Origin of the sequence: Pseudemcibacter aquimaris (assembly GCF_028869115.1) — a bacterium.
In the GTDB taxonomy this organism is placed as follows: domain Bacteria; phylum Pseudomonadota; class Alphaproteobacteria; order Sphingomonadales; family Emcibacteraceae; genus Pseudemcibacter; species Pseudemcibacter aquimaris.
In genome coordinates this window covers 2,672,264-2,698,682 of record NZ_CP079800.1, presented here as the reverse complement: position 1 = coordinate 2,698,682, position 26,419 = coordinate 2,672,264, and the positions used below count along the sequence as shown (strand labels likewise).

The 26,419-nt window shown below is 41.1% G+C and carries 24 protein-coding genes; 19 read left to right on the top strand and 5 right to left on the bottom strand.

The window, feature by feature from the left end:
- The first annotated feature begins 77 nt into the window (after positions 1-77).
- From KW060_RS12705 to KW060_RS12695, 3 genes are read left to right on the top strand one after another with little or no spacing between them, the layout of a single operon-like run.
- Entirely contained in the window at positions 78-1,496 is a 1,419-nt protein-coding gene (locus KW060_RS12705; protein ID WP_249035762.1) for a sigma-54-dependent transcriptional regulator, read from the top strand.
- Entirely contained in the window at positions 1,486-2,838 is a 1,353-nt protein-coding gene (locus KW060_RS12700; RefSeq protein ID WP_249035761.1) for a sensor histidine kinase, read from the top strand. Before KW060_RS12705 ends, KW060_RS12700 begins: the two co-directional genes overlap by 11 nt.
- A 12-nt stretch (positions 2,839-2,850) precedes the next feature.
- Positions 2,851-3,576 carry an ATP-binding cassette domain-containing protein gene (locus KW060_RS12695; RefSeq protein WP_249035760.1) on the top strand — a complete coding sequence of 242 codons (726 nt, stop codon included), beginning with the start codon at positions 2,851-2,853 and terminating at the stop codon, positions 3,574-3,576.
- On the opposite strand, the gene KW060_RS12690 is transcribed toward KW060_RS12695, so the two are convergent.
- Entirely contained in the window at positions 3,573-4,028 is a 456-nt protein-coding gene (locus KW060_RS12690; protein ID WP_249035759.1) for an Lrp/AsnC family transcriptional regulator, read from the bottom strand. The two genes, KW060_RS12695 and KW060_RS12690, sit on opposite strands and share 4 nt — an antisense overlap.
- Before the next feature lie 135 nt (positions 4,029-4,163).
- Between KW060_RS12690 and KW060_RS12685 the strand changes: the two genes are divergently transcribed.
- From KW060_RS12685 to KW060_RS12675, 3 genes are all read left to right on the top strand, one after another.
- Positions 4,164-5,231: an ornithine cyclodeaminase gene (locus KW060_RS12685; protein ID WP_249035758.1), complete on the top strand. Its 1,068-nt coding sequence runs from the start codon at positions 4,164-4,166 to the stop codon at positions 5,229-5,231.
- Between the two features lie 2 nt (positions 5,232-5,233).
- A complete protein-coding gene (gene ctlX / locus KW060_RS12680) occupies positions 5,234-6,160 on the top strand; it encodes a citrulline utilization hydrolase CtlX (protein WP_249035757.1) in 927 nt (308 codons plus the stop codon).
- Between the two features lie 91 nt (positions 6,161-6,251).
- Positions 6,252-7,718, top strand: coding sequence for a glycine betaine ABC transporter substrate-binding protein (locus tag KW060_RS12675; RefSeq protein WP_249035756.1), 1,467 nt, complete (start codon positions 6,252-6,254; stop codon positions 7,716-7,718).
- On the opposite strand, the gene KW060_RS12670 is transcribed toward KW060_RS12675, so the two are convergent.
- Both KW060_RS12670 and KW060_RS12665 read right to left on the bottom strand, forming a co-directional pair.
- Positions 7,715-8,557 carry a CvfB family protein gene (locus tag KW060_RS12670; protein WP_249035755.1) on the bottom strand — a complete coding sequence of 281 codons (843 nt, stop codon included), beginning with the start codon at positions 8,555-8,557 and terminating at the stop codon, positions 7,715-7,717. The genes KW060_RS12675 and KW060_RS12670 overlap by 4 nt on opposite strands.
- Positions 8,554-9,822 (bottom strand): reductive dehalogenase domain-containing protein, encoded by a 1,269-nt coding sequence (locus KW060_RS12665; RefSeq protein WP_249035754.1) that lies wholly within the window; start codon positions 9,820-9,822, stop codon positions 8,554-8,556. Before KW060_RS12665 ends, KW060_RS12670 begins: the two co-directional genes overlap by 4 nt.
- A 108-nt stretch (positions 9,823-9,930) precedes the next feature.
- On the opposite strand from KW060_RS12665, the gene KW060_RS12660 reads away from it, so the two are divergent.
- On the top strand, positions 9,931-11,019 hold the full coding sequence (locus KW060_RS12660; RefSeq protein WP_249035753.1) for a YkvI family membrane protein: 1,089 nt from the start codon (positions 9,931-9,933) through the stop codon (positions 11,017-11,019).
- 10 nt (positions 11,020-11,029) lie between these two features.
- Positions 11,030-12,289, top strand: coding sequence for a D-amino acid dehydrogenase (locus KW060_RS12655; protein ID WP_249035752.1), 1,260 nt, complete (start codon positions 11,030-11,032; stop codon positions 12,287-12,289).
- On the opposite strand, the gene KW060_RS12650 is transcribed toward KW060_RS12655, so the two are convergent.
- The gene (locus tag KW060_RS12650; RefSeq protein WP_249035751.1) at positions 12,286-13,668 is read right to left on the bottom strand and encodes a sodium-dependent transporter; all 1,383 of its coding nucleotides are present in this window, start codon (positions 13,666-13,668) and stop codon (positions 12,286-12,288) included. The genes KW060_RS12655 and KW060_RS12650 overlap by 4 nt on opposite strands.
- Positions 13,669-13,861: 193 nt before the next feature.
- On the opposite strand from KW060_RS12650, the gene KW060_RS12645 reads away from it, so the two are divergent.
- From KW060_RS12645 to KW060_RS12595, 11 genes are all read left to right on the top strand, one after another.
- On the top strand, positions 13,862-14,800 hold the full coding sequence (locus KW060_RS12645) for a glycosyltransferase family 2 protein (RefSeq protein WP_249035750.1): 939 nt from the start codon (positions 13,862-13,864) through the stop codon (positions 14,798-14,800).
- Positions 14,801-14,812: 12 nt separating this feature from the next.
- Positions 14,813-15,145 (top strand): hypothetical protein, encoded by a 333-nt coding sequence (locus tag KW060_RS12640; RefSeq protein ID WP_249035749.1) that lies wholly within the window; start codon positions 14,813-14,815, stop codon positions 15,143-15,145.
- Entirely contained in the window at positions 15,142-15,933 is a 792-nt protein-coding gene (locus KW060_RS12635) for a class I SAM-dependent methyltransferase (protein WP_249035748.1), read from the top strand. Before KW060_RS12640 ends, KW060_RS12635 begins: the two co-directional genes overlap by 4 nt.
- A complete protein-coding gene (locus KW060_RS12630; protein WP_249035747.1) occupies positions 15,934-17,661 on the top strand; it encodes a glycosyltransferase family 39 protein in 1,728 nt (575 codons plus the stop codon). It abuts the gene before it with no gap.
- Between the two features lie 9 nt (positions 17,662-17,670).
- A complete protein-coding gene (locus KW060_RS12625) occupies positions 17,671-18,588 on the top strand; it encodes a flavin reductase (protein WP_249035746.1) in 918 nt (305 codons plus the stop codon).
- Between the two features lie 27 nt (positions 18,589-18,615).
- The gene (locus tag KW060_RS12620; protein ID WP_249035745.1) at positions 18,616-19,302 is read left to right on the top strand and encodes a fumarylacetoacetate hydrolase family protein; all 687 of its coding nucleotides are present in this window, start codon (positions 18,616-18,618) and stop codon (positions 19,300-19,302) included.
- 1 nt (position 19,303) lies between these two features.
- Positions 19,304-19,945 carry a maleylacetoacetate isomerase gene (gene maiA, locus KW060_RS12615; protein WP_420833194.1) on the top strand — a complete coding sequence of 214 codons (642 nt, stop codon included), beginning with the start codon at positions 19,304-19,306 and terminating at the stop codon, positions 19,943-19,945.
- 111 nt (positions 19,946-20,056) lie between these two features.
- A complete protein-coding gene (locus KW060_RS12610) occupies positions 20,057-21,406 on the top strand; it encodes a TolC family protein (RefSeq protein ID WP_249035743.1) in 1,350 nt (449 codons plus the stop codon).
- Positions 21,406-23,160, top strand: coding sequence for a type I secretion system permease/ATPase (locus KW060_RS12605; protein ID WP_249035742.1), 1,755 nt, complete (start codon positions 21,406-21,408; stop codon positions 23,158-23,160). Before KW060_RS12610 ends, KW060_RS12605 begins: the two co-directional genes overlap by 1 nt.
- 5 nt (positions 23,161-23,165) lie before the next feature.
- Positions 23,166-24,449 (top strand): HlyD family type I secretion periplasmic adaptor subunit, encoded by a 1,284-nt coding sequence (locus tag KW060_RS12600; protein ID WP_249035741.1) that lies wholly within the window; start codon positions 23,166-23,168, stop codon positions 24,447-24,449.
- Positions 24,450-24,566: 117 nt separating this feature from the next.
- Positions 24,567-25,496: a calcium-binding protein gene (locus tag KW060_RS12595; protein ID WP_249035740.1), complete on the top strand. Its 930-nt coding sequence runs from the start codon at positions 24,567-24,569 to the stop codon at positions 25,494-25,496.
- Here the strand turns inward: KW060_RS12595 and KW060_RS12590 are convergent.
- Positions 25,493-26,383, bottom strand: a complete 891-nt coding sequence (locus tag KW060_RS12590; protein WP_249035739.1) for a LysR family transcriptional regulator — start codon at positions 26,381-26,383, stop codon at positions 25,493-25,495. The two genes, KW060_RS12595 and KW060_RS12590, sit on opposite strands and share 4 nt — an antisense overlap.
- Positions 26,384-26,419: the final 36 nt, after the last annotated feature.

Genomic DNA, 26,419 nt, shown 5'->3' with positions numbered 1-26,419 from the left:
GTTCGTTTTCGTACAGTATATACTGTTCGTAAACGGACACTGGTGTACGAATGCGGACATTAAAAGGATAAGTAAAATTGGAAAAACGCGGTTCGATATTAATTGTGGATGATGACGAAGATATTCTTGTTGCGGGCAAGCTTCTTCTTAAACCGCATTTTGCATCCGTTAAAACCATTGAGGATCCAAATAGGTTGCCGGAACTGTTATCGAAAAATACATATGATGCAATTTTGCTGGATATGAATTTTGGTCCCGGTCAAAGTTCTGGTGAGGAAGGCTTTCACTGGTTATCAGAGATTATGAAAATCGATCCACAGGCCGTTGTTATCATGATCACGGCCCATGGTGGTGTAAATATTGCTGTAGAGGCCATGAAAATGGGGGCAACAGATTTCGTTTCAAAACCATGGCAAAATGAAAAAGTGGTCGCCACCTTGTCTGCGGCGGTGAAACTAAGGAGAACTCGAAACGAAGCAGCAAACCTGAAACGGGTAAATCAAACACTTGTTGAAGAACGCGGTGGTCAGGAAATTATCGGGTCATCCGACGCGTTAAAAAATATCCAGTCTATGATTGACCGCGCCGCGCCGACGGATGCCAATGTTATAATTCTTGGGGAAAATGGAACGGGTAAAGAATTGGTTGCCCGTGAATTACACCGCAAATCCAAAAGGTCCGGTGAAATATTCTTAAGCGTGGATATGGGCGCGATTAGCGAAAGCCTTTTTGATAGTGAACTGTTTGGTCATAAAAAAGGATCATTCACGGATGCAAAATCAGACCGCGTTGGCCGTTTTCAAGCGGCATCGGGTGGGACATTGTTCCTTGATGAAATCGGAAATTTGCCGCTGCATATGCAGACGAAACTGTTAACAGTTTTAGAACAACGTCAAGTAACACCCGTTGGGGCAAATGCACCGGTGGATATTGACGTAAGAATTATTGCTGCAACAAACCTGACGGCAAAAGAGCTTAATGACGAAAGCCGTTTTAGACAGGATTTGTTATTCCGTCTTAATACCGTTGAGATTAACGTGCCGCCTTTAAGGGAACGCCCGGGCGATATCGAAGAAATCGCCAACCATTATATCGAGGTTTATTGCCGCAAATATGATAAACCGCATAAGAAATTATCGGTGGACGCATTAAGTGCGATTAAAGAATATAACTGGCCGGGCAATGTCAGGGCGTTACGCCACGCTATTGAACGCGCAATTATATTGAGCCAAGGAAATGAATTTTCAGCGGGGGATTTTTCCTTGGAAAGTCATCCCGATAGCGCGGGTGAAGTGGCGAACAAATTAAGCATTAAAACAAGTTCCGGCACCGAAGAAATTGAACTTCCTGACGGTAACCTTAATCTGGAACGGATGGAGCATGTTTTAATTGAAAGGTCACTTAAAAAACATCGCTATAATATTTCGCACGCGGCGAAAGAATTGGGTTTAACGCGCGCCGCACTTTACCGAAGGATGGAAAAATATGGGTTTTAAGCGTTTCAGCTTACTTCTTACTATAAGATTGGTGTTGTTATTCGTAACCGTTTCCAGTCTTTCTATCCTTGTGATCAGCCCGGGTTTTATTGCGGCTAGCATGCTTATTACATTGGTTGCTGTTTTTCAGATTTTTGAAATTGTCCGCTTTGTAAAACTTACCAATGATGATCTGACCCGTTTTTTGGATGCCATGCGTTATAGCGATTTTGGCCAAAAATTTGATCATGCCGGAATGGGTGCGGGTTTTAATGAACTTGGTGAAGCGATCACAGATATTCTTGAACGCTTCCGACAGCTTCGCGGTCAGCAGGAAGAGGACCTAAAACATTTAAAAGCACTGATTGAACAGGTTCCCGTGCCATTAATGTCCATCAATGGTGACGGTACCATTTCAATTCATAATAATGCAGCAAGGCGGCTTTTTGGGTCTGCGCATGTGACGCGGGTTTCTGACCTGTCGCAATTTGGTGATGAATTTAGGAAAAAGGTACTTACTTTGGAACCCGGAGAACGCCACCTTGTGACGTTTAAGCTGGATGATATTGAACAGACCTTAACGGTCGCATCCACGCAGATCATTTCAGCAGGTAAAGTAGAAAAATTAATTTCATTGCAAGACATCCAAAGCGAACTTGATGTTGCGCAGCTTAAAGCATGGCAAGATTTGGTGCGCGTGCTTACCCATGAAATTATGAATAGCATCACGCCCGTATCATCACTGGCGAAAACATCAACCGATCTTGTTGATGATGCCATTGAAAAGGCAAAAGGCCAAGATGAACTGGTTGAAGAATTAAGTGATGTTCGTGATGCGGTCGATACCGTCGCCAGAAGATCAGATGGCCTTATGCATTTTGTGCAAAGTTATCGTCGCCTCACCAGATTACCACCACCGGAAAAAGAACAAATTGTTCTGAAAAAGATATTTGATGATGTCATTCGGATCGCGGCCGTTAATTGGGATGATAAGGGAATCGCGCTAGATGTTGATGTGGCAACAGACAGTCTTGAGGTTTCCGCTGATCCAGAAATGCTTGAACAGATGTTGATTAACTTGCTTAAAAATGCGGCGGAAGCATTAGAGGGCGTAGAAAATGCCAAAGTTTCGTTAAGTGCAAAAATCAATAAACGTGGCCGAATTGTTATTGAAATATCAGATAACGGGCCCGGCATACCGGATGACCTTGCGGAAAAAATATTTGTGCCATTTTATACGACAAAACGCGAAGGATCGGGTGTTGGTCTTGCCTTAACCCGTCAGGTGATGATTGCTCACGGTGGTAACGTTAGTCTTTCGACTTCTGCTGGTGGCGGTGCATCATTTTTTCTTACATTTTAATCAAGGTTAGGCATGGTCGTTTCATTTAAAGATATTTCAAAACAATATGGCAAGACCAGTGTTCTTAATCAAATAAACCTTGATGTTGAAAATCATAAAATAACGGCACTGGTTGGCGAAAGCGGCAGCGGTAAAACAACATTATTGCAGCTGGTGAATGGTTTAACGGAACCATCATCCGGTCATGTTGAACTGTTTGGCGACAAGCTGAATTATGATGATATTTCCGGTATGCGAAAGAAGATGGGGTATGCGGTTCAAGGTGGCGGTCTTTTCCCGCATATGTCAGTTTATGAAAATATCATTGTGATGGCGAAACTGGATGGATGGTCTGACGCGGATATTAAAAAGCGCGTGGATCATGTGATTAAGCTCGTGAATTTATATGAAGAATTACTGGATAGATATCCGCATAAACTATCCGGTGGGCAGCAGCAGCGTGTAAGTCTTTGTCGTGCTTTGATGCTTGATCCAGCATTACTGTTACTCGATGAACCATTTTCCGCATTAGACCCCATCACCAAAGAACATATTCACGATGAATTTTTAAAAATGCAGCAAGCGGAACCGCGTGCGATTATGCTTGTCAGCCATGATATGAGTGAGGCCGTGAAGCTTGCCGATAATATTGTCATAATTGAAAAAGGTGAAATCATTCAGCAGGGGAAAACCGCAGATATTATTCAGAACCCAGCAAATGACTATGTACGAAATTTACTGAAATCACATGCAGATTAAATGCTGATGAGCAGCAAACTTGTTTCACTGTTAAGGACGCCGTCAATCATTCTGACATCCCTTAACACGCGGTCAAATTCTGATAGGCTGGATGTTTGAATTTCAGCAACCAAATCCCATGAACCATTTGTTGTGTGTAATGCGTGAAGTTCCGGCATTCCGCGTAGCTTTTTAATCACTTGTGATGTTGTTTTGCCGACCACTTCGATCATCATTAGGGCGCGTATGGTATCCTGATCATAATCTTCACGGACGCGCACAGTGAACCCGTGAATGGCACCGGAATTTACAAGCCTGTCCAGTCTGTTTTGCACGGTGCCACGGGATACACGCAGTATATCAGCAAGCTTTGATAAAGGAGCGCGCCCATCGTTCCTTAATAAAGAGATTAGGTCACGATCAAGTTGGTCATATATATATTTGGTTGGTTCTTTCAATATATCGGCAATCATGTTTGAAATTGTTATTTTTCACAATTTTATATATCAAAATGTACAATTATGCATCAATTTTTATCAAAAAATGACATTGTTGCTAGTTTTGTGCTTTGGTAAAATCTGTTTTTAAGAACTTAAGTGAGCAATATTATGAATAAAAAATCATTAAACGAACTTAACCTTGTCCCATTCGTCAGTGTTGATGACATGATGAAGATTATTTTAGATATCGGCGTTGAAGAAATGCTTGCCGGAATTACAGAATATCTTGATGAAGATTTTCGCCGCTGGCCGGAATTTGATAAAACACCACGTGTTGCCTCCCATTCACAAGAAGGCGTGATTGAATTAATGCCGACGAGTGATGGTCAAATTTATGGTTTTAAATATGTGAATGGTCACCCGAAAAATACAAAAGACGGCCTTCAAACGGTAACGGCGTTTGGTGTGCTTTCTGATGTGGAAACAGGTTATCCATTAATGTTCACGGAAATGACAATTTTAACGGCCCTTCGTACGGCGGCAACATCGGCACTTGCGGCAAAATACTTAATGCCAAAGGGTTCAAAAACAATGGCGATGGTCGGAAACGGCGCGCAATCAGAATTTCAGGCGCTGGCGTTTAAATCCATCTGTGGCATCGAAGAAGTACGCCTTTATGATGTTGATGCAGCGGCCACTGAAAAATGTATGCGTAACCTTGAAGGTCGCGGCTTAAAAGTGGTTCCATGTGATAGCGAACAAATGGCCGTTGAAGGCGCAGATGTAATCACCACATGTACTGCCGATAAGCAATATGCAACCATTCTTACTGATAACATGGTTGGGTCGGGTGTTCATATTAATGCCATCGGTGGTGACTGTCCTGGTAAAACGGAACTTCATAAAGATATCCTACTGCGTTCTGATATTTTCGTGGAATATACCCCACAAACCCGCATAGAAGGTGAAATTCAACAGCTTGATGATGATTATCCGGTAAAAGAATTATGGCAGGTTATGACTGGCGAAGTTGAAGGACGCACATCTGAAAAACAAATCACCCTTTTTGATGGTGTTGGTTTCGCGATTGAGGATTTCTCGGCCCTAAGATATTTGCATGACCAGCTACAAAGAACAGGCCATTTCCAAAATTTGGATATGCTTGCTGACCCTGATGATCCACGTGATCTGTTTGGTATGGTGCAAAGGGCCGCAAAAAACAATGACGGAGAGTAACCATGGAAAAACGCAGTGTTCAGGCACCTGCGGCTGTAATTATGGTGCGGCCGCATCACTTTGTGCCCAATTCACAAACGGCAAAAGATAATAGCTTTCAACAAACAAGCGAGGATTTATCCGAAGCTGAAGTTTCAAAAAAAGCTTTTCAAGAAGCAACAATTGTCGCTGAGAAATTAGAAGAAAAAGGCGTAAGAGTTCATATCTTTGAAGATGAAGGAACGAAAACACCGGATTCCGTTTTCCCGAACAATTGGTTTTCGACCCATTCGGGCGGTCATGTGGCCATATACCCAATGTTCCCTGAAAACCGCAGATTGGAAAGACGGTATGACATTATTGAAATGCTTAAAACCAATTACCGTGTTCAAGATGTGATTGATTATTCTGGCCTTGAGCCGGACGGTCTTTTTCTTGAAGGGACAGGGGCAATGGTGTTGGACCATAGGGACCGTGTTGCTTATGTGACCAAATCAAACCGTGCTGATCCGGTGACATTAGAAAGATTTTGTACCCATTTTAATTATGAACCAATGGCGTTTGATGCTTTTGATGATAGTGGTACACCCGTTTATCATACAAATGTACTTATGTGTATCGCCACCGATTTTGTGATGGTCGGGCTTGATATGATGGATGATCCAGCAAGACGGGACGAGATCGTATCAAGATTTGAAAGTTCCGGTCGCGAAGTCATTGCATTAAGCAAAGATCAAATTGCCAATTTTGCCGGCAATGCGCTGGAATTACAGGGTAGCGAAGGACGCATTCTTGCCATTTCCAAAAGAGCCGTTGATGCGCTAACCGACGAGCAAATAGCCAAAATCGAAGAAAGCACAACCATACTGCCGCTTGAAATTCCGACAATTGAACTGGCGGGTGGTTCAGTGCGCTGTATGCTCGCAGGAATTCATTTATTGCCGCGTTAGGTTTGACTTAAAACCATATATCCCTGATACTGATTAAAAAGGTATCAGGGAAAGAAAAATCTTTAAATCAATCACAGTGAAATTAATGTTCTTGGCCTTAACTTTAGTGGGGCCATTTACGTTCGCGCAGGATAAAGAAACCATTACTGTGGGCAGCAAAATGGATGGCGAAAGCTATTTACTCGCGGAAATAATGTCGCAGTTATTAGAAAGTGATGGTTACATCGTTGACCGGCGGTTTGGAATGGGTGGGACGCTTATTACCTATAATGCACTGACATCTGGTGAGATTGATTTATACCCTGAATATACCGGTACAATAACAGCTGCACTGTTAAGCGAGGATGAGCTTTCAGATAATCCAATCTCAATTGATGACCTTAATAAAATTTTGAACGATAAAGACTTGCATGTAAATTTCACGTTTGGATTTAATAATACCTATGCGATGGCGATTAAACGTGAATTAAGCGATGAAAAAGGTATTAAGAGCATTTCTGATTTACAAAATCATCCAGATTTAAATGTGCATTTCAGTCATGAATTTTTAAATCGCAATGATGGATGGCCGGCGTTAAAGGCGGCATACGGGCTTTCTTATGAACCCACAGGAATTCAGCATGGCCTTGCCTATAAGGCCATTGATGAAGATGCCATTGATATGACGGATGCTTATTCAACAGATGGTGATATCGAAAGATACGGGCTTATTTTACTGAAAGATGATCTTGAATTTTTTCCGAAATATTTTGCGGCATCACTCACAAGGACAGATTTTCCATTAAGGGCAGCAGAACTGCTTGCTGAGTTATCCAGTAGTTTAAATGACGAGAGCATGCGTGCAATGAATGCTCAAGTAGTTATTCATGAAAGAACATTCGCGGATGTTGCAAATGAATTTCTAATTTCAAAAAATCTCGTTAGTGAGCAAAGGCAGCAGGCGGGTTGGTCAACCCGGTTGTTATCCAATACATTAACACACATCAAAATCACGTTGATCGCGTTATCAGCTGGGTGTGTATTTGCTCTTATATTGGCTTTTTTGATTTTTAGATCCGTTAAATTATCAAGATCAGTGATTTATTTTTCTGGACTTATGCAAACGATCCCGTCTATTGCATTGCTGGCGCTTATGATCCCGCTTTTCGGTATTGGTGAACTACCGGCCATTCTTGCGTTATTTTTATATTCCTTGTTACCAATTTTAAGAAGTGCCGTGACCGCATTAACGACGATTGACCCGGTCCTGGTTAATGTATCACGCGCCATTGGCATGACGCGCTTTCAACAATTAAGTCGGGTTATTTTCCCGCTTGCTTTACCCAATATATTGTCAGGTATCAGAACAGCGACGATCATTTGTATTGGTACGGCGACACTCGCGGCGTTTATTGGTGCGGGCGGGCTTGGTGAGCCAATTGTGACCGGGCTAGCGTTGAATGATACGAACCTAATTTTACAAGGGGCGGTGCCAGCCGCATGTCTTGCAATAATCACGGAACTTCTTTTTGAACTTCTTGAAAAGAAGGTTATCCCCGAACATATGCGTGTTCGTTAATCCTGTTTCAGCCTGACCGTTTTTTCATGGAACGTGATTTTGCCCTCTTTAAACAATTTGCCGAGCGCTTTTTTATAATTGGATTTACTGACATGGAAAATGGCATTGATTTCACCGGGCGGACTTTTGTCAGTAAGGGTCGTGATGCCGCCATTTTCATGAAGGAAAGCCAGAATTTTATCTGACAGCTCTTCACGCATTTCATGGGCCAGTTTTTGAAGTGTTAAATTGATGCGACCGTCATCCCGAAATTCACCGATATATCCTTTAAACTGATCACCGGCCCTAATAGGGCGGACAACTTCGTTTTGATGAATAAGACCAAGATGGGTGCCGTTAATCACTGCTTTATAACCGAGGTCGGTTTTTCCAGTGATCAGTAAATCCACCTCTTGGCGAAATTCAAAATCACCTTCGTTTTCTTCTTTAAGGTGCCTGCTTATTTGTGTTGTGGCTGCGATCCGGTTCGATTTATCAAGATAGATATAGACGACATATGATCTGCCCTCATGCATGGGGACGCGCTGTTCTTTAAAAGGAACAAGTAAGTCTTTTGATAAACCCCAGTCGACAAATGATCCAAATGTCGTTTTGCCAACGACTTGTAAAAATGCGCATTCGCCAACCTCGGCATAAGGTTCTTCTGTGGTTGCGACGGGTCTGTCTTCTGAATCAAGATAGACAAACACATCCATTTCTTTGCCGATTTCGTAAAGCGATTGATCGTCAGGTAAATATTTTTCAGGAAGCAGAATATTTTCCGTTTCATCACCAAGGTAAATACCGAAATCAGTATGACTGGTGACGGTTAAAGTGTTCCTGCTTCCAATTGAAATCATTTTTTTCTTTTCTTTTTACGCTTTGGCGTTTCTGCGGCTTCTGTCTTTTTAAGTTCAGGGCGCCACCACCAGCTGGTTTTTAAGCGACCACGATCCATAAGCCAGTCATCAAGTTTTAAAGCAAGCTTTTTAAACGGGCTTTTGGCAAGTTTCAACCACAACCTGTGTCGTAATTTTGAAAAGTCGCGATTGTAAGGGCATGACCTGACACAGATAATACAATCAGTATTTTGATTGCACCAGAATTTAAAACATTTTTCGGCGGACGGTGTCCATTTTACTACGCCTTTGATGTTGCTTTCGCTATGGACATGATCGCTTGGATCGTCAAATGGAATGGCACTAGGCGGGCACGCGACTGCACATCTGTCGCAATTATTACAAAATTCCTCAACACCAAATTTTTTAGGCTTGTTAATTTCCAGCGGCATATCGGTGAAGATTTTTCCAATCCTAAAACGGGGGCCATATTTTTCATTGATCAGCATGCCATGACGGCCGACCTCACCAAGTCCGGCTTGTAAGGCAAGTGGTATACATAATGCACTATCATTCAGCGTGGCATAAGCACGATACCCCATATTTCGGATATATTGCGCAAGCGTAATGATTGCGACACCGTCAAAAGTATAACCTAGCCCCGTTGCAGCACCGGATAGTGCAGAAGGAACCGTTTTGATCAGTTCACGGTCCATGGGTTCCAATGTCACAATAACGTTTGGAATGTCACTAGGGATTTCTTGTGGTTTTTGACCGTTTCCTTCCTTACTGAATATGGATTTATACATCCATCTTTCATCATATTCACAAACACCAAGGTCACCGACACCACAAAATCCGGCCACTTTTTTAAGGTCACGTGTGGCTTCGGCGGCGCTTTCAAACGGGTATGGTTCTGGCCATCCTTCATCATGGGATGTGTAATAATCCCAAAAGCCTTCTTTTCTGATTTCATCCGGTTTTTCTTTTCTAAATTCACCGGATTTTTCAATGTCACGGATCACGTTATTCACATGCCATGCTGCATTTCTGAACGCATAATCTTTTTGGCTAAACCCATCGGTTTTACGTGCCTTGGCGTAGGGCATATAATAGCCTTCGAAAAATTTATCGGATTTTTCCGATCTGATTTCCGGATCCCACATGGCACGGCAATAAATATCAAACTTTTGTTCAAACCTTTCGAAATCATCGTTCACTTTGATTCCGGTTAATTCATCAATTGGTTTGGCATTTAATGATTTGTTTTTAAAGGGTTTATTCATAAATACACATCCTAAGTTTTACACTTGTGTAAAATATATACTGATTTTGCCTTTGCATCAAACAAATATAAATGCCATGGTCGTTTCAAATTGAATGGAAGGAATGAAATGGGAAGTATATTTAAGCGTTATTTGTTGCCGGGTTTTATTTTTCAATCTGTCATTATTGCAGGTGGATATTCAACAGGTCGTGAAATTGTTGAATTCTTTTTTGGATCGGGCCCGATAGGTGGACTACTTGGCATTTTTGTTGCCATGACCATCTGGAGTATAACGCTTGCGGCATGTTTTGAACTTGCCAGAATGACGAAAAGTTTCGATTATCAGACCTATTTCAGCCAAACGCTCGGGCGATTTAGCTTCCTGTTTGAGATTGCATATATGCTTCAAATTCTATTAACAATATCAATTGTCGGTGCTGCGGCCGGCGCATTACTGCTTGAAAATTATGGAATTATGCCAATATGGGGAACCACTGCGATGATGATTTCTGTTGGGGTATTGGTTTTTTACGGATCAAACATCATTGAAAAATTCTTAAGTGCATGGTCCATTCTACTTTATATCGCCTATGCCGCATTTGTAATTTTATGTATTTCTGTATTTGGCGATAAAATTGCGGCCAATTTTTCAAGCTACCCTGTGGGAGAGGGGTGGATTAAAGGCGGGCTTACATATTCAGGGTATAACCTTGCGACGATCCCTGCCGTTTTATTTTGTATTCGTCATTTAACATCCCGTAAAGAGGCCGTTACTGCAGGGCTATTGGCAGGACCAATTGCGACCATTCCAGCAATTTTATTTTTTATTGCGATGATGGGGTATTATCCGGAAATTACGGGGGAATCGTTGCCGGTTAATTTCCTGCTGATCATATTGGATGTGCCATTTTTTAAGGTGTTATTTGAAATTATTCTATTTGGAACATTCATTGAAACGGGTACGGCACTGATCCATTCGATTAATGAACGAGTGGCGGTGGCTTATGAACATAAAAATAAAGTTATGCCAAGGTTCATGCGCCCTGTCATTGCCATCGGTATTTTGTTTACGGCAATCGTTCTTGCGACTGAATTTGGGATTGTAAACTTAATCGCAGAAGGGTACGGAACCTTAACATATGCATTTATTATCTTGATCATTGTCCCTCTATTTACTATTGGTCTTTGGAAGATGGTAAAGAACAAAGCGGAATAATTTTTAAGTTATGAAAATTATAATTGTTGGCGCAGGCGTCGTCGGTACCACGAGCGCCTATTTCCTTGCGAAAGAAGGACACGATGTCACTGTTATTGAAAGACAAGACGGGCCAGCGTTAGAGACCAGTTTTGCCAACGCAGGAATGTTAACGCCATCAATGGCTGATCCGTGGAATTCACCGGGAATATTAAAAACGCTGATCACATCACTTGGTGATAATAAAAGCGCGTTTAAGCTGCGCCCTAAAGCTTTGCCGTCACTTTTGACCTGGGGGGTGTCGTTTTTAAATAATTCTAGGGAACAGAAATATATCAAAAACCTGCACCGCAGTGCGGAACTTGCTTGGTATTCCCTGAAATTATTGGATGATATCAGGGAAAATATGAACCTGAATTATGACCAGATCACAACCGGGTCTATAAAGGTATTCCGCGATAAAGAAAGCCTTGATGAGCTTGCAGAATTATCCGAACATTTACGTGATCATGGAATGACGTTTGATGTTTTATATGGTGAAGACTTGTTAAAGGTTGAACCGTCACTGGAACCCGTTATTGATAAGCTTGCGGGTGGTGTTTATTTTCCAGATGATCAGGCGGGAAATGCTTATAAGTTTAGTTGTGAAATTGAAAAAGAAGCCGTGAAGTTGGGTGCGAAGTTTCGTTACGGGGTATCGGTTGAAAAGCTGATGAAGAAATACGGAAACATATCATCCTTAAGAACCAGTGATGGCGATATATCGGCGGATAAATATGTCATCAGCGCCGGAAGTTTTTCCGCACCACTTGCGAAAACGGTTGGTCTTAATATCCCAGTACGCCCCGCAAAAGGATATTCAATTTCCGTGCCGCTTAAGGGATGGAACGGTGGGCCGCGCATGCCAATTATTGATGATGGTTTCCATGCGGCGATTTCCCCACTTGGTAACGTTCTTAGGATTGCGGGAACAGCGGAATTTGCCGGACTTGATAGCAGCCTTACCCAAAGTCGTCTTGATAATATGTATAATCTGCTTGAGGAACTTTATCCGGATTTTGCCCCTTATTTTGATAAAGATCAGGTGACTGAATGGGCGGGATTAAGACCATTAAGTGTTGATGGATCGCCGTATATCGGCAAAACGAAAATTGATAACCTTTATGTTAATACGGGACATGGACCGCTTGGATGGACCATGGCAGCAGGATCAGCGAAATTGTTAACTGACATCATTAGCGGTAACGAGCCGGACTTTAATCCGGCTACGTTCAATCTTGATAGATCCTAAAACGGGTTGCCAAACATCATCATATAAACGACCAGTGTAATGGCTGCTGTAGCAACATATTTTGTGCTGATGCGCCACATGGTGAACTGGCTTGTGCCGTATTTAAACCCAAGCTGTTCTGTAGCCATTTCATTTGTCATTGCCCATCCGGCGAATACAGCAATCAGAAGCGCATTAACCGGCAGCAATACATTCGCAACCGTATAATCCATTATGCCGAACAGGTTTTTGCCTTCATAAAACGGAATAAAGTTAAGCGGTTGGAAATCAGCCAGGATGTTAAATGAAAATAACATGAACATACCAATTGACCATGCGACAACGCCTGTTGCCCATGCCATTTTAGCACGCGACATGCCTTTATCAACGAACCAAGCAACAATTGGTTCCAGCATGCCAATCGTTGATGTAAGTGCCGCAAAAGAAAGCAGCACAAAGAATAAAGTACCAAAGAAAATACCACCCGGCATTTGACCAAAGGCAATCGGAAGTGTCGCGAAAATCAATCCCGGTCCTTCGCCTGGCTCAAGCCCGTATGCAAACACAACTGGGAAAATGGCAAAGCCCGCAAGTAAGGCTACTGCCGTATCGGCTAAGGCAATAATACCTGCTGAACGTGGCAGTGATGCTTCGTCATCAAGATAAGCACCATACGTAATCAGACCACCAACACCAATCGCCAGTGAAAAGAGCGCCTGACCAAGTGCTTCAAGAATGGCGCGTGGGGTTAATTTGGAAAAATCGGCATTGATAAGAAAATCAATTGCGCCGCGCGCGTCACCCGTGCTCATGGCATATACGGCCAAGATCACAAGGATCAGGAATAATGACGGCAACATAAATTTCACTGCCTTTTCAAGGCCAGCTTTAACACCAAGTGAAATAATGGCCACAGTGGAAAATAGAAAAATGCTGAACCACACGGTTAAAACTTGCCAGTTATCCTGTGCTTCCTGGAAAATGGCACCTGACCCGGCGGCATCAACACCGTCAAACTGTCCTGACCCTGCTTTAAATATATATTCAAGGGAAAGTCCGGCAATCACACTGTAATAAGTAAGTCCGAGTACGGGCACCAGAATACTGATATAACCGATGCTTTTCCATATTGGGTGATGTCCCATGGAAACTAGTTTCTTCATCGTGCCAAGGGCATTCATTTTACCAGCACGACCAAGGGCGAGTTCCGACATAATCAATGGAACACCAAGCAAAAACACAAAAGCAATGTAAATAAGTACAAAAGCACCACCACCATTTTCCCCGGCGATATAGGGGAAACGCCATAGGTTTCCTAACCCAACGGCGCACCCGACTGATGCCATAAGAAAGGCCGATCTTGTCGTCCAGGTGACTTTTTCTGTTGTTGCTTCGCTCACGTGATTATTCCCTATTTATATTTTTATAATTCTTATGATTATGATTCTTTGGGCGCTAGCTTAGGATAGACCGCAATCAAAAACCAAGAATAAATTGTATTTTTGTTATAATGGAATGTATATAATATTAGAAAAATAGCATTGCCGGATTACGGTTTTGACTAAAGACAAAATTGAGGGATTAAGAAAACACATGACAATTATTAATGAAAAACCTGAATTGTCTGTCGTTATTCCTCTATATAACGAGCAAGATAATGTTGCGGCTATGTCTGGCCGTCTGATTGAAAATCTTGAAGCACTTCAAATCAAGTATGAAGTTATTTTTATTGATGACGGTAGCCGCGATGCAACATGGGATCATGTTTGTAAAGAAAGCAGCAAGAATAGTCATATCAAAGCTATAAGGTTTTCCAGAAATTTTGGTCATCAACGTGCTATTTACGCTGGACTAAAACATGCTGAAGGTGAAGCTGTAATAAGTATGGATGGTGATTTACAGCATCCTCCCGAATTAATTCATGCTCTATATAAAAAATGGAAAGATGGTTACAATATTGTCAATACAGTGCGTCGTGACAAGGCTGTATCAGGTTCATTAAAAAGAGTTTCTTCGAAACTCTATTATAAAATTTTCTCATTATTATCCAGCGTTGAAATAGAAGAGGGAAGTTCCGATTTTCGGTTAATTGATAGGCAAGTATTAAAGGAATTATTATCATTTGGTGAAAGCGATATTTTTCTTAGGGGGGCAATTCAATGGGTCGGTTTTAATGTGGCAACGATTGAATATGATTTAGCAGAAAGACACAGCGGCAAAACCAAATTTACATTTTCCAAGATGATGCAATTAGCATCAAGTGGCATTGTCTCTTATTCCACACTGCCCTTAAAAATTGGGGTATGGATAGGGATGATCACAGGCATTATTGCCTTTTTTGAATTAGGGTACATCTTTTTTGTTTATTTAAAGGGGGAAACAGTTCCAGGTTGGGCTTCCACATTAGGGGTGATGTCTCTTTTGTTTGGAATATTGTTTTTCGTTATAGGGTTGATGGGAATTTATATCGGAAGAATTCATAATTCACTGCAACAAAAGCCAACTTATATCATTAAAGATAAAATTAACTGAGGTTTGCCAAATATGATGATAACCAATGCTTTAATTTTTATAATGTATTTCTTAGTAAGTGCTTCCGGTCTTTTGCTTTTGAAATTATCAGATGGGGAATTGATATCTGCTAAAGGAATAGGCGGGTTATTTTTATATGCTGTTGGCTTCTTAATTTGGTATGTGGTTTTATCCAGAATTAATTTATCAGCTGCTTTTCCAATTGCAGCAGGGGGACTTATCATTTCAACGCAATTGGTTGGTTATTTCTTCTTAAAAGAATATATTTCAATGAGCCATATTGCAGGTATTCTTGTAATTATTCTGGGGATTGCATTGATAACAATTGGTGATAAACCAGTATGAATAGGCCAGATCAAAAACAAGAATTATTAGACCGACAAAAAGAACATTTTAATTCAATTGCTCATGAATATCATCAGGCAAGGCTTCATAAAAATCATCAACTTTTAAAAAAACTGATTTGGAAGCATTGTTTAAAAGAGATCAGTTTACTTCCAAAAAGAAAATATAATTTACTTGAAGCAATGTGCGGTTTTGCTGAAGGAAATGAAATCATCCCAAAACATTTGGGGGTTCAGATTGTTTATTGTGGCTTTGATTACAGCGATCAGGTGGTTTCTTTATTAAAGGAACAAAATACTGACCTAAACATTTGGCAAGCAGATGCTACGAGCTGGAAACCAGAACCTGAAACATATGATATAATTTTATTGATTGGTGGATTACATCATGTTCCGGATCATGCCGGGCAGGTGGTAAAAAGTTTATCAAAAGGCTTAAGAAAAGGTGGGTTGTTTATTAATTTTGAGCCCACATATGGCAATCCGGTCACGAAAAAAATCAGAGAAATAATTTATAATAAGAATAAATTATTTGATGAACAAACTGAACGTGATTTCTCGGTAAAAGAACTGGAAAATTTATTTCAGTCGGCAGATATGGAATGCGAACGCATTAGGTACCCGGGGCTGTTGGCATATATCTTATATTATAACCCAGATGCATTCCCGTTATTAAATAAAGGGGGCGAGTGGTTGGTCAGGTCTGTTTTCTGGATTGATAGGCTCTTTTACAAAAATCTTATCGGCCGCTTTTTTTCATTTGCAACATTATCGATATGGAAGAAATAATTGAAAACCGATTTTCTTAATCATATGAGAAGCAGAAATAATATCCTTCTTTTGATTTCTATTGCGATTTCTGTTGCTCTATTGGTTGTAAATTATGACAAGCAATGGGATCCTCCAGATGACGGGGCTTATGGTCATGTTGCGGATAGAATTTTAAAAGGAGAAGTGCTCAATCTGCATGTTTCTGATTTGCATATGGGATATGTAAATTTTCTAAATGCGTTTGTCTTAAAAATATTTGGCAGTAGCTTAGTAAACTTAAGGCTACCCTTAGTTTTTTTAACAATAGTTCAGTCGATATTAGTTTTTAGAATATTAGAAAAACATAGTCCCGAATTTGCGTTTTTAGCATCAACCGCCTTATCTGCATCGTCCTTTATTCTTTATCCCAACCCGACAGCTAATTGGTACGCATTATTTATTGCAATTCTATTGATTTATAGTTTGCAACGCATACCAAAAGAGAATGAAAAACGTTTATATATTATTGGTGTTTTGATTATGACACTGTTTATGTTCAGACAGTTAACAGGTGTCATTACTGGTATAGGACTTTTTACATATTTACTATTGGAACAGCATGACCAAAAATTACCGGGCCTTAATATTGGTGCTAAAATCCTTACATTTATTATGTTTTTGGGACTTTTCTGGTATCTTGGAAATAAAACGACATTTTTTACGGCAATAATTATTGGCGGTTTTCAGGTTTATATACTTCTGTTTATGTCTTTCTTGATAAATGTAGATAATTCAAAGCTATGGAAAATAATTAAGAAGATATTAGTTGGTGCTATTATACCTTTAATACCGATAGTTCTTTATCATGTATTAAATAATTCATTAGAATCATGGTTTTACGATGTATTAATTCTGCCGTTAGGTTTAACAGAACTCGAATTTATTAAATCAATCAAATATTTATATTATTATATATTTGCGATTGAGAACTTATTGAACGGGGGGAGTTTAACGGAAAATATTAATGCGTTGATGTGGATATTAGCTATATTGGTTTATCCGGTATTTGGGGCGGTGGTTTTAAAATATGTATATTCTGTTTTTAAAGGAAATAAAGATGTACATCCTTTACCTATAATCGCTCTTTTTTATGGAATTGTTTCAACGCATTATCAAGCGCCAATTTATTTCTGGTTTTCATTTGGGCTAGTATTGTGTGGATTGATATTCATGATATTGGAGTTTCCCGTTAAAATAAGAAATTCTATTGCTGCAATGATAGTTTTTATTGTTTGCGTTAATGCTTATTTTAATGCTAGCGCATCACATGAACGGAATTTAAAAGAAATTGTATTAGGACAAAAGCACAATATTGAATTGAAATATTACCCGAAACCGATTGGTTTATGGTTAAGTCAAAAAGATTTTGAAGAATATAAAGCAATTATGGAAGTGACGGAACGTTATAGTGATAAAGAAGGCTATATTTTCGCATTTCCAGGAAATGCAGAAATATATTTTATTTCAGAAAGAAAAAATCCTTTCAGGTTCTTTAGTACTGCATTTACAGATATTAATTTTGAAAAAAGTATAGAAATCATTCAAGAAAAGAAACCAAAGGTTATTTTCTATACGAGGGAAGATAAATATAATACTGAATACTCTGAAAGAATGGCTGAATATTTTTCTTTAAACTATAAACGTATAAGTGATATAGGAAATAAAGAAGTTTATGTATACAGTGTTGCACAAGACATTGAAAATTAAGGTAAATCAATGACAAAAATAGATCCCAGAGAACTTAGAAACTGTTTCGGTAAATTTGCAACGGGTATTACCGTGATAACCGCTGTCGGACCTGATGGTAAAAAAATTGGTCTTACGGTTAATTCGTTCAGTTCTTTAAGCATTGATCCACCGATGATTTTGTGGTCACTTGATAACAGATCTAATAATCTGGATGCTTTAAAAGAGGCAAGCCATTTTGCCGTTAATGTACTTGCGTCGGATCAAATGGATTTATCCAATAATTTTGCTAGTCCAAAAGAAGATAAATTTGAAGGCATTGAGACGTTAGAAGGTAAGTGCGCCATCCCACTTCTAAAAGATACTGTTGCTCATTTGGAATGTAAAAATGTTAATCAATACCCGGGTGGGGATCATACGATTTTCATCGGTGAAGTTGAGCATTTTGAAATGGGTGATAAAAAACCGCTTCTTTATGCAAATGGTAATTATGGATTAGCAGCCCGTCACCCATCCAATCAATTCCCGGAGCCGGAAGCAAAATCACATGATGGTGATTTTGTGATGTTGATGCTTTTAAAAAGTTACCGTGAAATTGCGGCCCCTTTTCACCGGGAATTAATGGATGAAGGTATTCCTGTGGCGCATGCAAGGCTTATTTCAAGCATAAGCAGAAACCCAGGCATCATCACGGCGGAACTTGCAAGTGATACTGATGTGGATATGGCAACAGTTTCAATGTCTCTCAAAATGTTAAGCGATAACGGCCATATCAATATGGATGATGATAAAGGATATTACCTGACGGAAACAGGTGAAGAATATATGCTATCCATCAGAAGCCGCGTCAAAAGATTTGAAGATGAAGTTCTTGATGGTTTTTCATCTGATGAAATTGATATGCTTAAAAAGACATTGCAAAAACTTATCAATCGTTCTGATATTTAAATTCAAAATTATAAAGGGGGTGCCATAATGGCATTTGTCGTTGAACCTTGTGAAAGATCCACGTTAAATATTCATAACAGTGATGATCTTTATCCGGTACGAAGAATATATTGTGTTGGCCGAAATTATGCTGATCACGCACTTGAAATGGGTGGTGACCCAACACGTGAAGCACCATTTTATTTTACAAAACCGGCAGACGCTATTTTAAAAAATGGTTCTGACTTTCCATATCCACCAGAAACAGAAAATCTGCATTATGAAGCAGAGCTTGTAATCGCCATCGGTAAAGTAGGAAAAAATGTAAGCGTTGATGAAGCACTTGATTATGTATACGGATATGCAGTTGGTATCGATTTTACAAGACGCGATCTGCAGGCAGCATCAAAGAAGAAAGGACGTCCTTGGGATACGGCAAAAGGGTTTGATCATTCTGCGCCTTGTTCGGAAATATATCCTGTTTCTGAAAACGGTCATATCGATGATGCGCGTATCTGGTTAACGGTTAATGGTGAAACAAGGCAAGATAGCAACACAAACAAAATGATTTGGTCAGTTGCTGAGGTCATAGCAAATTTATCCGAGCTATTTACATTGAAGCCGGGTGACTTAATATACACAGGCACACCCGAAGGTGTTGGTCCTGTTATTAAAGGTGACGAAATTAAAGTTGGCGTTGATGGCCTTTCTGAATTGGAGATAAAAGTTGTCTAATATCGTTTTACATGGTTTTTGGCGTAGTTCTGCGGCTTACCGCGCACGTATTGCGCTCAATTTAAAAAAAATCGATTATGTACAGAAGAATTATGCCCTTGCGAAAGGTGAACATAAATCGGAAGAGTTTTTAGCGAAGAATCCGCAAGGATTGGTTCCCGCACTTGAGGTCGGTGATAAAATGATCACGCAATCTTTGTGTATTCTTGAATATCTTGATCATTTAAGCGCCGATAATCCGTTATTACCTGACAATATTGATGATCAAATCAGGGTAAAATCTATTGCTTATGCGATTGCGTGTGAAATTCATCCATTGAATAACTTACGTGTTACTAATTATTTGCGTGATCCTTTAAATCACAGTGATGATGAAGTCACCATGTGGTATCATCATTGGGTTAAACAAGAATTCACAGCACTGGAAAAGAAACTGGAACGTGAGCCGGAAACAGGTGATTTCTGCCATGGTGATAAACCTGGTTTCGCTGATTGTTTTCTGGTGCCACAAGTTTATAACGCGAACCGTTTCAAATGTGATGTATCGCCATACGCGAATATTTTACGAATTAATGAAAACTGTCTGGCGTTAGAAGCATTTCAAAAAGCGATCCCTGAAAACCAGCCAGATGCCGTAATTTAAAGGTAAAAATTAAAATCTTCTGCTTTATTAACCTATAATTATATTAGGTTGATTAATATGCGTTCTTCAATATAGTTACGCGGTAGAGAATCATTGATTAAAGATAAAAATATGACAAAGATAAATTGGGGAATTGGTGTTCTTGCGTTAAGCATGGCATTATCAGCACCAATCGCGGTGAAGGCGCAGGAAAGTAGTAATTTTGTTGGCGTACCTGCATATTCACAAACATTTAAAGAAAATATTCAACTTGCTGTAAGCGAGCATCCACGTACGTCTGCGGCACTCGCCGTACGTGATGAACAGAAATTTCGCGAGGACGAAGCTCGTTCTGCATTATACCCAACAATTGGTCTTGATGTGTCGGGCCGTCACAGGATTTTTGATAATTTTGAAGATCGTTTTGATAACATAACCCAACGTAGCCTTCGGGATACTGCGGCGAATGTTGCGCTCGTCGGTAGGCAATTATTATATGATGGGGGCAGCACTTTTAGCCGTATTTCCAGTGCCCGTCATGCATTCACAGCGGCACACGAAGAATATTCATTAGAAGCATCGGCAGTGGCACTTGCTGCGGTAGAGGCGCATTATCAGGTTCTGTTCCAACGTATGCGTAAAGATTTTCATCAGCAGAATGTGGCGCGTCACCGTGAAATACTTGATATGGTTAATCAGCGTTTTGAAAGTGGTCGTGGTGCCAACCAGGACGTTACATTAATGGAATCGCGTCTTGCCCTTGCTGAAACGCAGGCATCGCGTGCTGATATGGACTTGGAAGAAGCCACTAGCCATTACGAAGAAGTTTATAATTTTTCCCCGGCCAATTTGGACCGTCCGGAATTTGCCTTAAACCTTCCTGCGACGGAAAATGAAGCTCTTGAAATGGGTTTTATGAATAGTCCGCTTCTTACGATGGCATCTTCAAGAACGATGGCATCCAAGGAAGACGTCAATGCGGTTAAGAAAGAAAGACTTCCATATGTGTCATTGGAACTCGCCGCGACGAAATATGATGTGGAACGCTGGACGCCGGATTATGACGTATCGGGTCGGTTGATTTTGAATTATGATCTTTATACTGGTGGTGCCAATACAGCGCGCATTGCCAGATCACAAAAGAATTATGAAAGATCACGTCATGCGGAAGATCAAATTGGTCGCGAAGTAAACCGCGGTATTAAAGTTTCTTTCCAAAGTATGCAAAGTCAGCAAAGACAGGTTGTTTCGCTTGAAAAAGCAATGCAGGCAAGCGGCATTAACCGTGATCAAACAAGAGAACAATTCGAGGTTACTGGCGGCAGTCTGTTTTCATTGTTAGAGGCGGAAAAAGAACATCACAATGCCCGTGAACAACATTTAAGCGGCATGATCGAGCATGATTTGTCAAAATACAGGCTGCTTGATAGTATGGGTACATTGCTTCCGGCACTGAATATTATATTACAGAGAGGCGAGTAATGAGCGAGTTTAGTCCACAATCAGCTATTTTGGATAAGGAACATTGGTTCTGGGGTGCGTTTCATCAGAACTGGTGGACCTATGGCCAGATTATTCTTGCTGCGGTAATGATTAATATTTTTTCATTAGGTAGTTCCGTTTTTATCATGACGGTTTATGACCGTGTTATTCCGAACAATGCTATTGAAAGTCTGGTGGCACTTTGTATCGGTATGATCATTCTGATCGGGTTTGATTTTCTTTTGAAATTCTTACGTGCCTATTTCATTGATAGCGCAGGTCAAAAGGTGGACCTTACGGTTGCGAAGCGCATTTTCGACCGTATCATGAAATTAAAACTGGCGTCACAAAAAGGATCGACGGGCGGTCTTGTGAACACGGTTCGTGAATTTGAAAGTCTTCGTGATTTTTGTACGTCCGCATCAATTGCGACAGTGGTGGATATTCCGTTTATTGTGTTGTTCATTGGTGTTATTGCAATGATTGGTGGTCCGGTTGCTTGGGTGCCGGCACTTGCGGTGCCGTTCGTACTTTTTGTTGGTGTATTCATTCAACCATTCCTTAGCCGCTTTTCAAAAGAAGGAATGCAGCAAGGTCATAGTAAACAAAGCACACTTGTTGAAATGGTGTCGGGGCTTGAAACATTAAAAAGTCTTGGGTCTGATAAACTTTTCCATGACCGCTGGGAAAAGGCGGTGGACCAGCATTCAAACGTGGGTGTTAAATCACGTATGTTCAGTCAAGTTGCCATTAATAGCGCAGCATCCGCACAGCAAATATCACAAATCGGTATTGTTGCGGTTGGTTTCTTTATGATCATGGAAGGGGAGCTTTCCATGGGTGCGTTGATTGCCTGTGTGATTATTTCCGGTCGCTGTCTTGCGCCGCTTGGTCAGCTTGCGAACCTGCTTACGCGTTATAACCATGCGAAAACGGCTTATGGTGCACTTGATAATTTGATGGCAGAACCAAACGAAGATGTCACTGGTCGTGATTTCATCCGCCGTGATAAAATGAAGGGTAAAATTGAATTTAAAAATGTGAACTTTAAATACCCTGATCAGCCGACCCGTGTGCTTGATAATTTATCCTTTAAAGTGGAGCCGGGTGAGAAGGTCGGTATTCTTGGTAAAATTGGTTCTGGTAAAAGCACAGTTTTAAGACTTGCTGCGGGGCTTTATGAACCGGATGACGGTGCCATCATGATTGATGATACAGACATACGTCAGATCGTGCCGGATGACGTTCGTAAAAATATGGCCATGGTTTTACAGGATGTATTCCTATTTTCCGGAACGGTTAAAGAAAATATCACAATGGGCCATCCGGAAGTGAGCGATGAAGATATTCTAAAAGCTGCTGAAATCAGTGGTGTTCAGGATTTCCTTGGCAGTATTCCAAATGGTTATGATCTTCACCTTCGGGACCGTGGTGAAGGATTATCGGGCGGCCAAAAACAAGCGCTTGCCATTTGTCGTGCGCTCGTTCGTAAGGCGCCGATGATCATGATGGATGAACCGACCAGTTCTATGGATACGGCATCCGAGCATAAGCTTATCTATAGATTAAAAGAAGAATTAAAAGACAGCACATTACTTATTGTAACGCACCGTCCGTCGCTTCTTGAACTTGTGGACCGTATCATTGTTGTGGAACAGGGCAAGGTTGTTGCCAACGGGCCAAAAGATGACGTCATTAAAATGCTAACCCCTAAGGGCGCGAAAAACGCACCTGATATGATGAAGAAGGGGTAACCCAAATGTTAAAAAATATTCCTGAATTAACACCAAAACTGGCGGCCAATGCATTATTGCTTTGTATTTTTGGCTTTTTCACATTGTTTATTTTATGGGCAAGCCTGTCTGAACTGGACGAAGTAACACGTGCATCGGGCCGTATTGTGCCAAGTAAGCAAATACAGGTAATCCAAAACCTTGAAGGCGGTATCGTAAAAGAAATTCTTGTGCGCCAAGGGGACGAGGTAAAAGAAGGCGATATTCTCGTTAAGCTTGACCGTACCCAGTTTGATGCTGAATTTAATCGTAATGAAGAAGAGTATCTATCATTAGAGGCGATGATCACCCGTCTTCGTGCAGAAAGTAATTTCGAAGAACCGGTATTTGATGAAACGCTTTTAAATGAGCATGAATATCTGGTCAGTCGTGAAATCAATCTATTTAATGCCCGTAAGGCGGAATTTGATGCATCGATTAACAGTCTTACTGCACGTCTTCGTCAAATTGAACAGGAACAAATCGAAGCAGAAGTAAGTCTCGTCAGTGCCAGATCAGCTAGTGAGTTAGCGGACGCAGAAGTTGAACTGTTAAAGCCGCTGGTTGAGCGTGGTATTGAACCGCAAATGGAACTGATCCGTGCGGAACAGCGCAAAACGGAAGCGGCCGGTGATAGCAGAATTGCAGAGCTTGGGATTGAGAAAGCCAAGAAATCCGTTGAAGAAACAAATCTTCAAATCGAAGCCGAACGTCAAAAATTCCGTGCTGGTGTACTAACGGAACTGAATGAGGCGGAAACAAGCCGTAACCAACTTGTTGATAGCCTTCCGGCGTTATCGGACCGTGTAAACAGAACGGACGTTATTGCACCGACAGACGGTGTGATTAATCAGGTGCTCGTCACAACCATCGGCGGCGTTGTTGATAGCGGTATGCCGATAGTTGAATTGGTGCCACTTGATGACACGCTATTGGTTGAGGCAGAAGTATTGCCGCAGGATATTGCATTTTTACGTCCGGGGCAGGATGCACGTGTTAAATTAACGGCATATGATTTTGCCCGTTACGGCGCACTTGAAGGGAATGTGGAAAACATCAGTGCTGATGCGATTCTGAATGATCAGGAACAATATGTTTATGTCATTCAAGTACGTACACAGGAAAACAGCCTGCCATCAGACGAAGGAAACTTGCCAATCTTACCTGGTATGGTCGCAGAAGTTGATATCCTAAATGGTAAAAAGTCGATTATGCGCTATCTGATGAGTCCGGTTCTTAAATTGCAGGAAAATGCATTTAGAGAGCGTTAATTCTGACCGGTACCTGACTGTTTCCTGAAGGGCATATTCAGCAACCGTTCATCAATAATCATGTAACTTTATTTTCACGCACGCGGTGAGGGGTCAACCTGTGGTGTGGAGTAAAGTATGAAAAAACGTGCTTTAGAAAATGTGAAATTCTTTAAGAAACCGAAACTCTTCGGTCTTGGTATCTCAGCAATATTAATAAGCGGATGTAATTCCGGCCATTATCACTATGGCGCAGATACCGTTATCGTAACAGAATATGTTTATGAAGATTATGGCCCAAGCAGCTATTTTTATGCGTCCAGCGATACATACGAAGCATATGATGATGCCGATCATATCTTGGAACAAGAATATACCGGCCGGGATCTAGTGGTATTTTCTTATGGGGGTGACGATATTATCGATACTGGTTCTGGCGATGACATCATATATGGTGGCGGCGGTGATGACTTGATCCATGGTCATCATGGTTTCGATGATATTTACGGCGAAAGCGGTTTTGATGACATTTATGGTGGCTCGGGCGATGATCATCTTGATGGCGGCAGTGGTAACGATTGGATATATGGTGGTTCCGGTGATGATGATCTTTATGGTGGATCCGGCAATGATTTAATGTCTGGCGGATTGGATATTGATTATCTATACGGTGAAGGTGGCGATGACACCTTCGAAGTTTACGAAGATGAATTTTCCGATCTGGAAGATTATTTTGATGGCGGTAGTGGATTTGACACGCTTCAATTCTTTGCCGAAGACCCCTTTATCCCCTTCTTTCTTGATTTATCCCTTATCGATGCCGTTGATATTGAGGTCATTGACCTTGGTAACTTCGAAGATGAAATCTCTGTGGAACTAACCGTTGATGACGTCATCGACATTACCGATGGTTATAATGAATTAATCATCGAAGGCGACAGCGGTGATGAAGTGTTCTCTGTCGGTGAAGGTTGGTTTTATGTCGGTGAAGAGGCCGGTGCAAACGTTTATACATTCGCCGATGTAACACTTCTCGTGGATGAAGATATCCCTCAATTAATTACTTAGGTCTCAGTCTGTTCCAACAACCAACTTTTTAGCGCCTTAACCGGCGCATAGTTGGAATGGCTGCTTGGGGTGATCAGGTAATACCCAGCGCTGTTTTCAAGCGGATTATCCATCAAAATCTCAAGCTCCCCGCGGTCAAGTTCCGTATTGATCAAAAAATGAGGAAGGAGCGCGACACCAAGACCCGCGACGGCGGCTTGTGTAACCATTGAAAATTGTTCAAGCACCATGCCTTTGTCTTTTGGTGGTTTAAGGTCATTTTGCTTAAACCATTCGTCCCATGCGGCTGGCCTTGTTTCAATATGTAAAAGCGGCATGTCCAGTATTTCTTCTGCATCACGAACGGTATGGTCGCCAATGAATGATGGCGCAGCAACGGGGACGGCTTGTTCGCTCATTAAAAAGGTGCCTTCCGTACCGGCCCAATCGGGATGGCCAAAGTGAATGGCGCAATGAAGATCTTCGCTGTTAAAATCAAACGGTGATAATTTACTGGTGAAATTCACTGTGATTTGTGGGTTCTTTGAAAGAAAGTCAGGAAATTTCGGCATCAACCAACGCATGCCGAACGTGGGTAATATAGCGACGTTTAATGTCTGGCCCTTGGTGTCACTCACTGCGTTAAGAGACGCATTACGAATCGTTCTAAGGGCTCCAGCGATTTCATCGGCATAAATTTTTCCAACATCCGTCAGGATAATTGATTTTTTGACCCTTTTGAAAAGGGATACACCCAGCTGTTCTTCAAGCGCGTTTACTTGTCTGCTAATTGCACCTTGTGTCAGGTTTAATTCCTGTGCAGCAAGGGTAAAGCTGCCGTTTCTTGCGGATGCCTCAAATGCCATCAGCATACTGGTACTTGGTATTAATCTTCTTTGGCCGAGCATTTTTCTCTTTCATTACAAAAACTCATGAATATGTGA

Bases quoted from the DNA above. Each gene is read 5' to 3' on its own strand.
- KW060_RS12700 (WP_249035761.1), top strand. From the start codon at position 1,486: ATGGGTTTTAAGCGTTTCAGCTTACTTCTTACTATAAGATTGGTGTTG.
- KW060_RS12695 (WP_249035760.1), top strand. From the start codon at position 2,851: ATGGTCGTTTCATTTAAAGATATTTCAAAACAATATGGCAAGACCAGT.
- KW060_RS12690 (WP_249035759.1), bottom strand. From the start codon at position 4,028: ATGATTGCCGATATATTGAAAGAACCAACCAAATATATATATGACCAA.
- KW060_RS12685 (WP_249035758.1), top strand. From the start codon at position 4,164: ATGAATAAAAAATCATTAAACGAACTTAACCTTGTCCCATTCGTCAGT.
- ctlX (WP_249035757.1), top strand. From the start codon at position 5,234: ATGGAAAAACGCAGTGTTCAGGCACCTGCGGCTGTAATTATGGTGCGG.
- KW060_RS12670 (WP_249035755.1), bottom strand. From the start codon at position 8,557: ATGATTTCAATTGGAAGCAGGAACACTTTAACCGTCACCAGTCATACT.
- KW060_RS12665 (WP_249035754.1), bottom strand. From the start codon at position 9,822: ATGAATAAACCCTTTAAAAACAAATCATTAAATGCCAAACCAATTGAT.
- KW060_RS12660 (WP_249035753.1), top strand. From the start codon at position 9,931: ATGGGAAGTATATTTAAGCGTTATTTGTTGCCGGGTTTTATTTTTCAA.
- KW060_RS12655 (WP_249035752.1), top strand. From the start codon at position 11,030: ATGAAAATTATAATTGTTGGCGCAGGCGTCGTCGGTACCACGAGCGCC.
- KW060_RS12645 (WP_249035750.1), top strand. From the start codon at position 13,862: ATGACAATTATTAATGAAAAACCTGAATTGTCTGTCGTTATTCCTCTA.
- KW060_RS12640 (WP_249035749.1), top strand. From the start codon at position 14,813: ATGATGATAACCAATGCTTTAATTTTTATAATGTATTTCTTAGTAAGT.
- KW060_RS12635 (WP_249035748.1), top strand. From the start codon at position 15,142: ATGAATAGGCCAGATCAAAAACAAGAATTATTAGACCGACAAAAAGAA.
- KW060_RS12625 (WP_249035746.1), top strand. From the start codon at position 17,671: ATGACAAAAATAGATCCCAGAGAACTTAGAAACTGTTTCGGTAAATTT.
- KW060_RS12620 (WP_249035745.1), top strand. From the start codon at position 18,616: ATGGCATTTGTCGTTGAACCTTGTGAAAGATCCACGTTAAATATTCAT.
- KW060_RS12610 (WP_249035743.1), top strand. From the start codon at position 20,057: ATGACAAAGATAAATTGGGGAATTGGTGTTCTTGCGTTAAGCATGGCA.
- KW060_RS12605 (WP_249035742.1), top strand. From the start codon at position 21,406: ATGAGCGAGTTTAGTCCACAATCAGCTATTTTGGATAAGGAACATTGG.
- KW060_RS12600 (WP_249035741.1), top strand. From the start codon at position 23,166: ATGTTAAAAAATATTCCTGAATTAACACCAAAACTGGCGGCCAATGCA.
- KW060_RS12595 (WP_249035740.1), top strand. From the start codon at position 24,567: ATGAAAAAACGTGCTTTAGAAAATGTGAAATTCTTTAAGAAACCGAAA.
- KW060_RS12590 (WP_249035739.1), bottom strand. From the start codon at position 26,383: ATGCTCGGCCAAAGAAGATTAATACCAAGTACCAGTATGCTGATGGCA.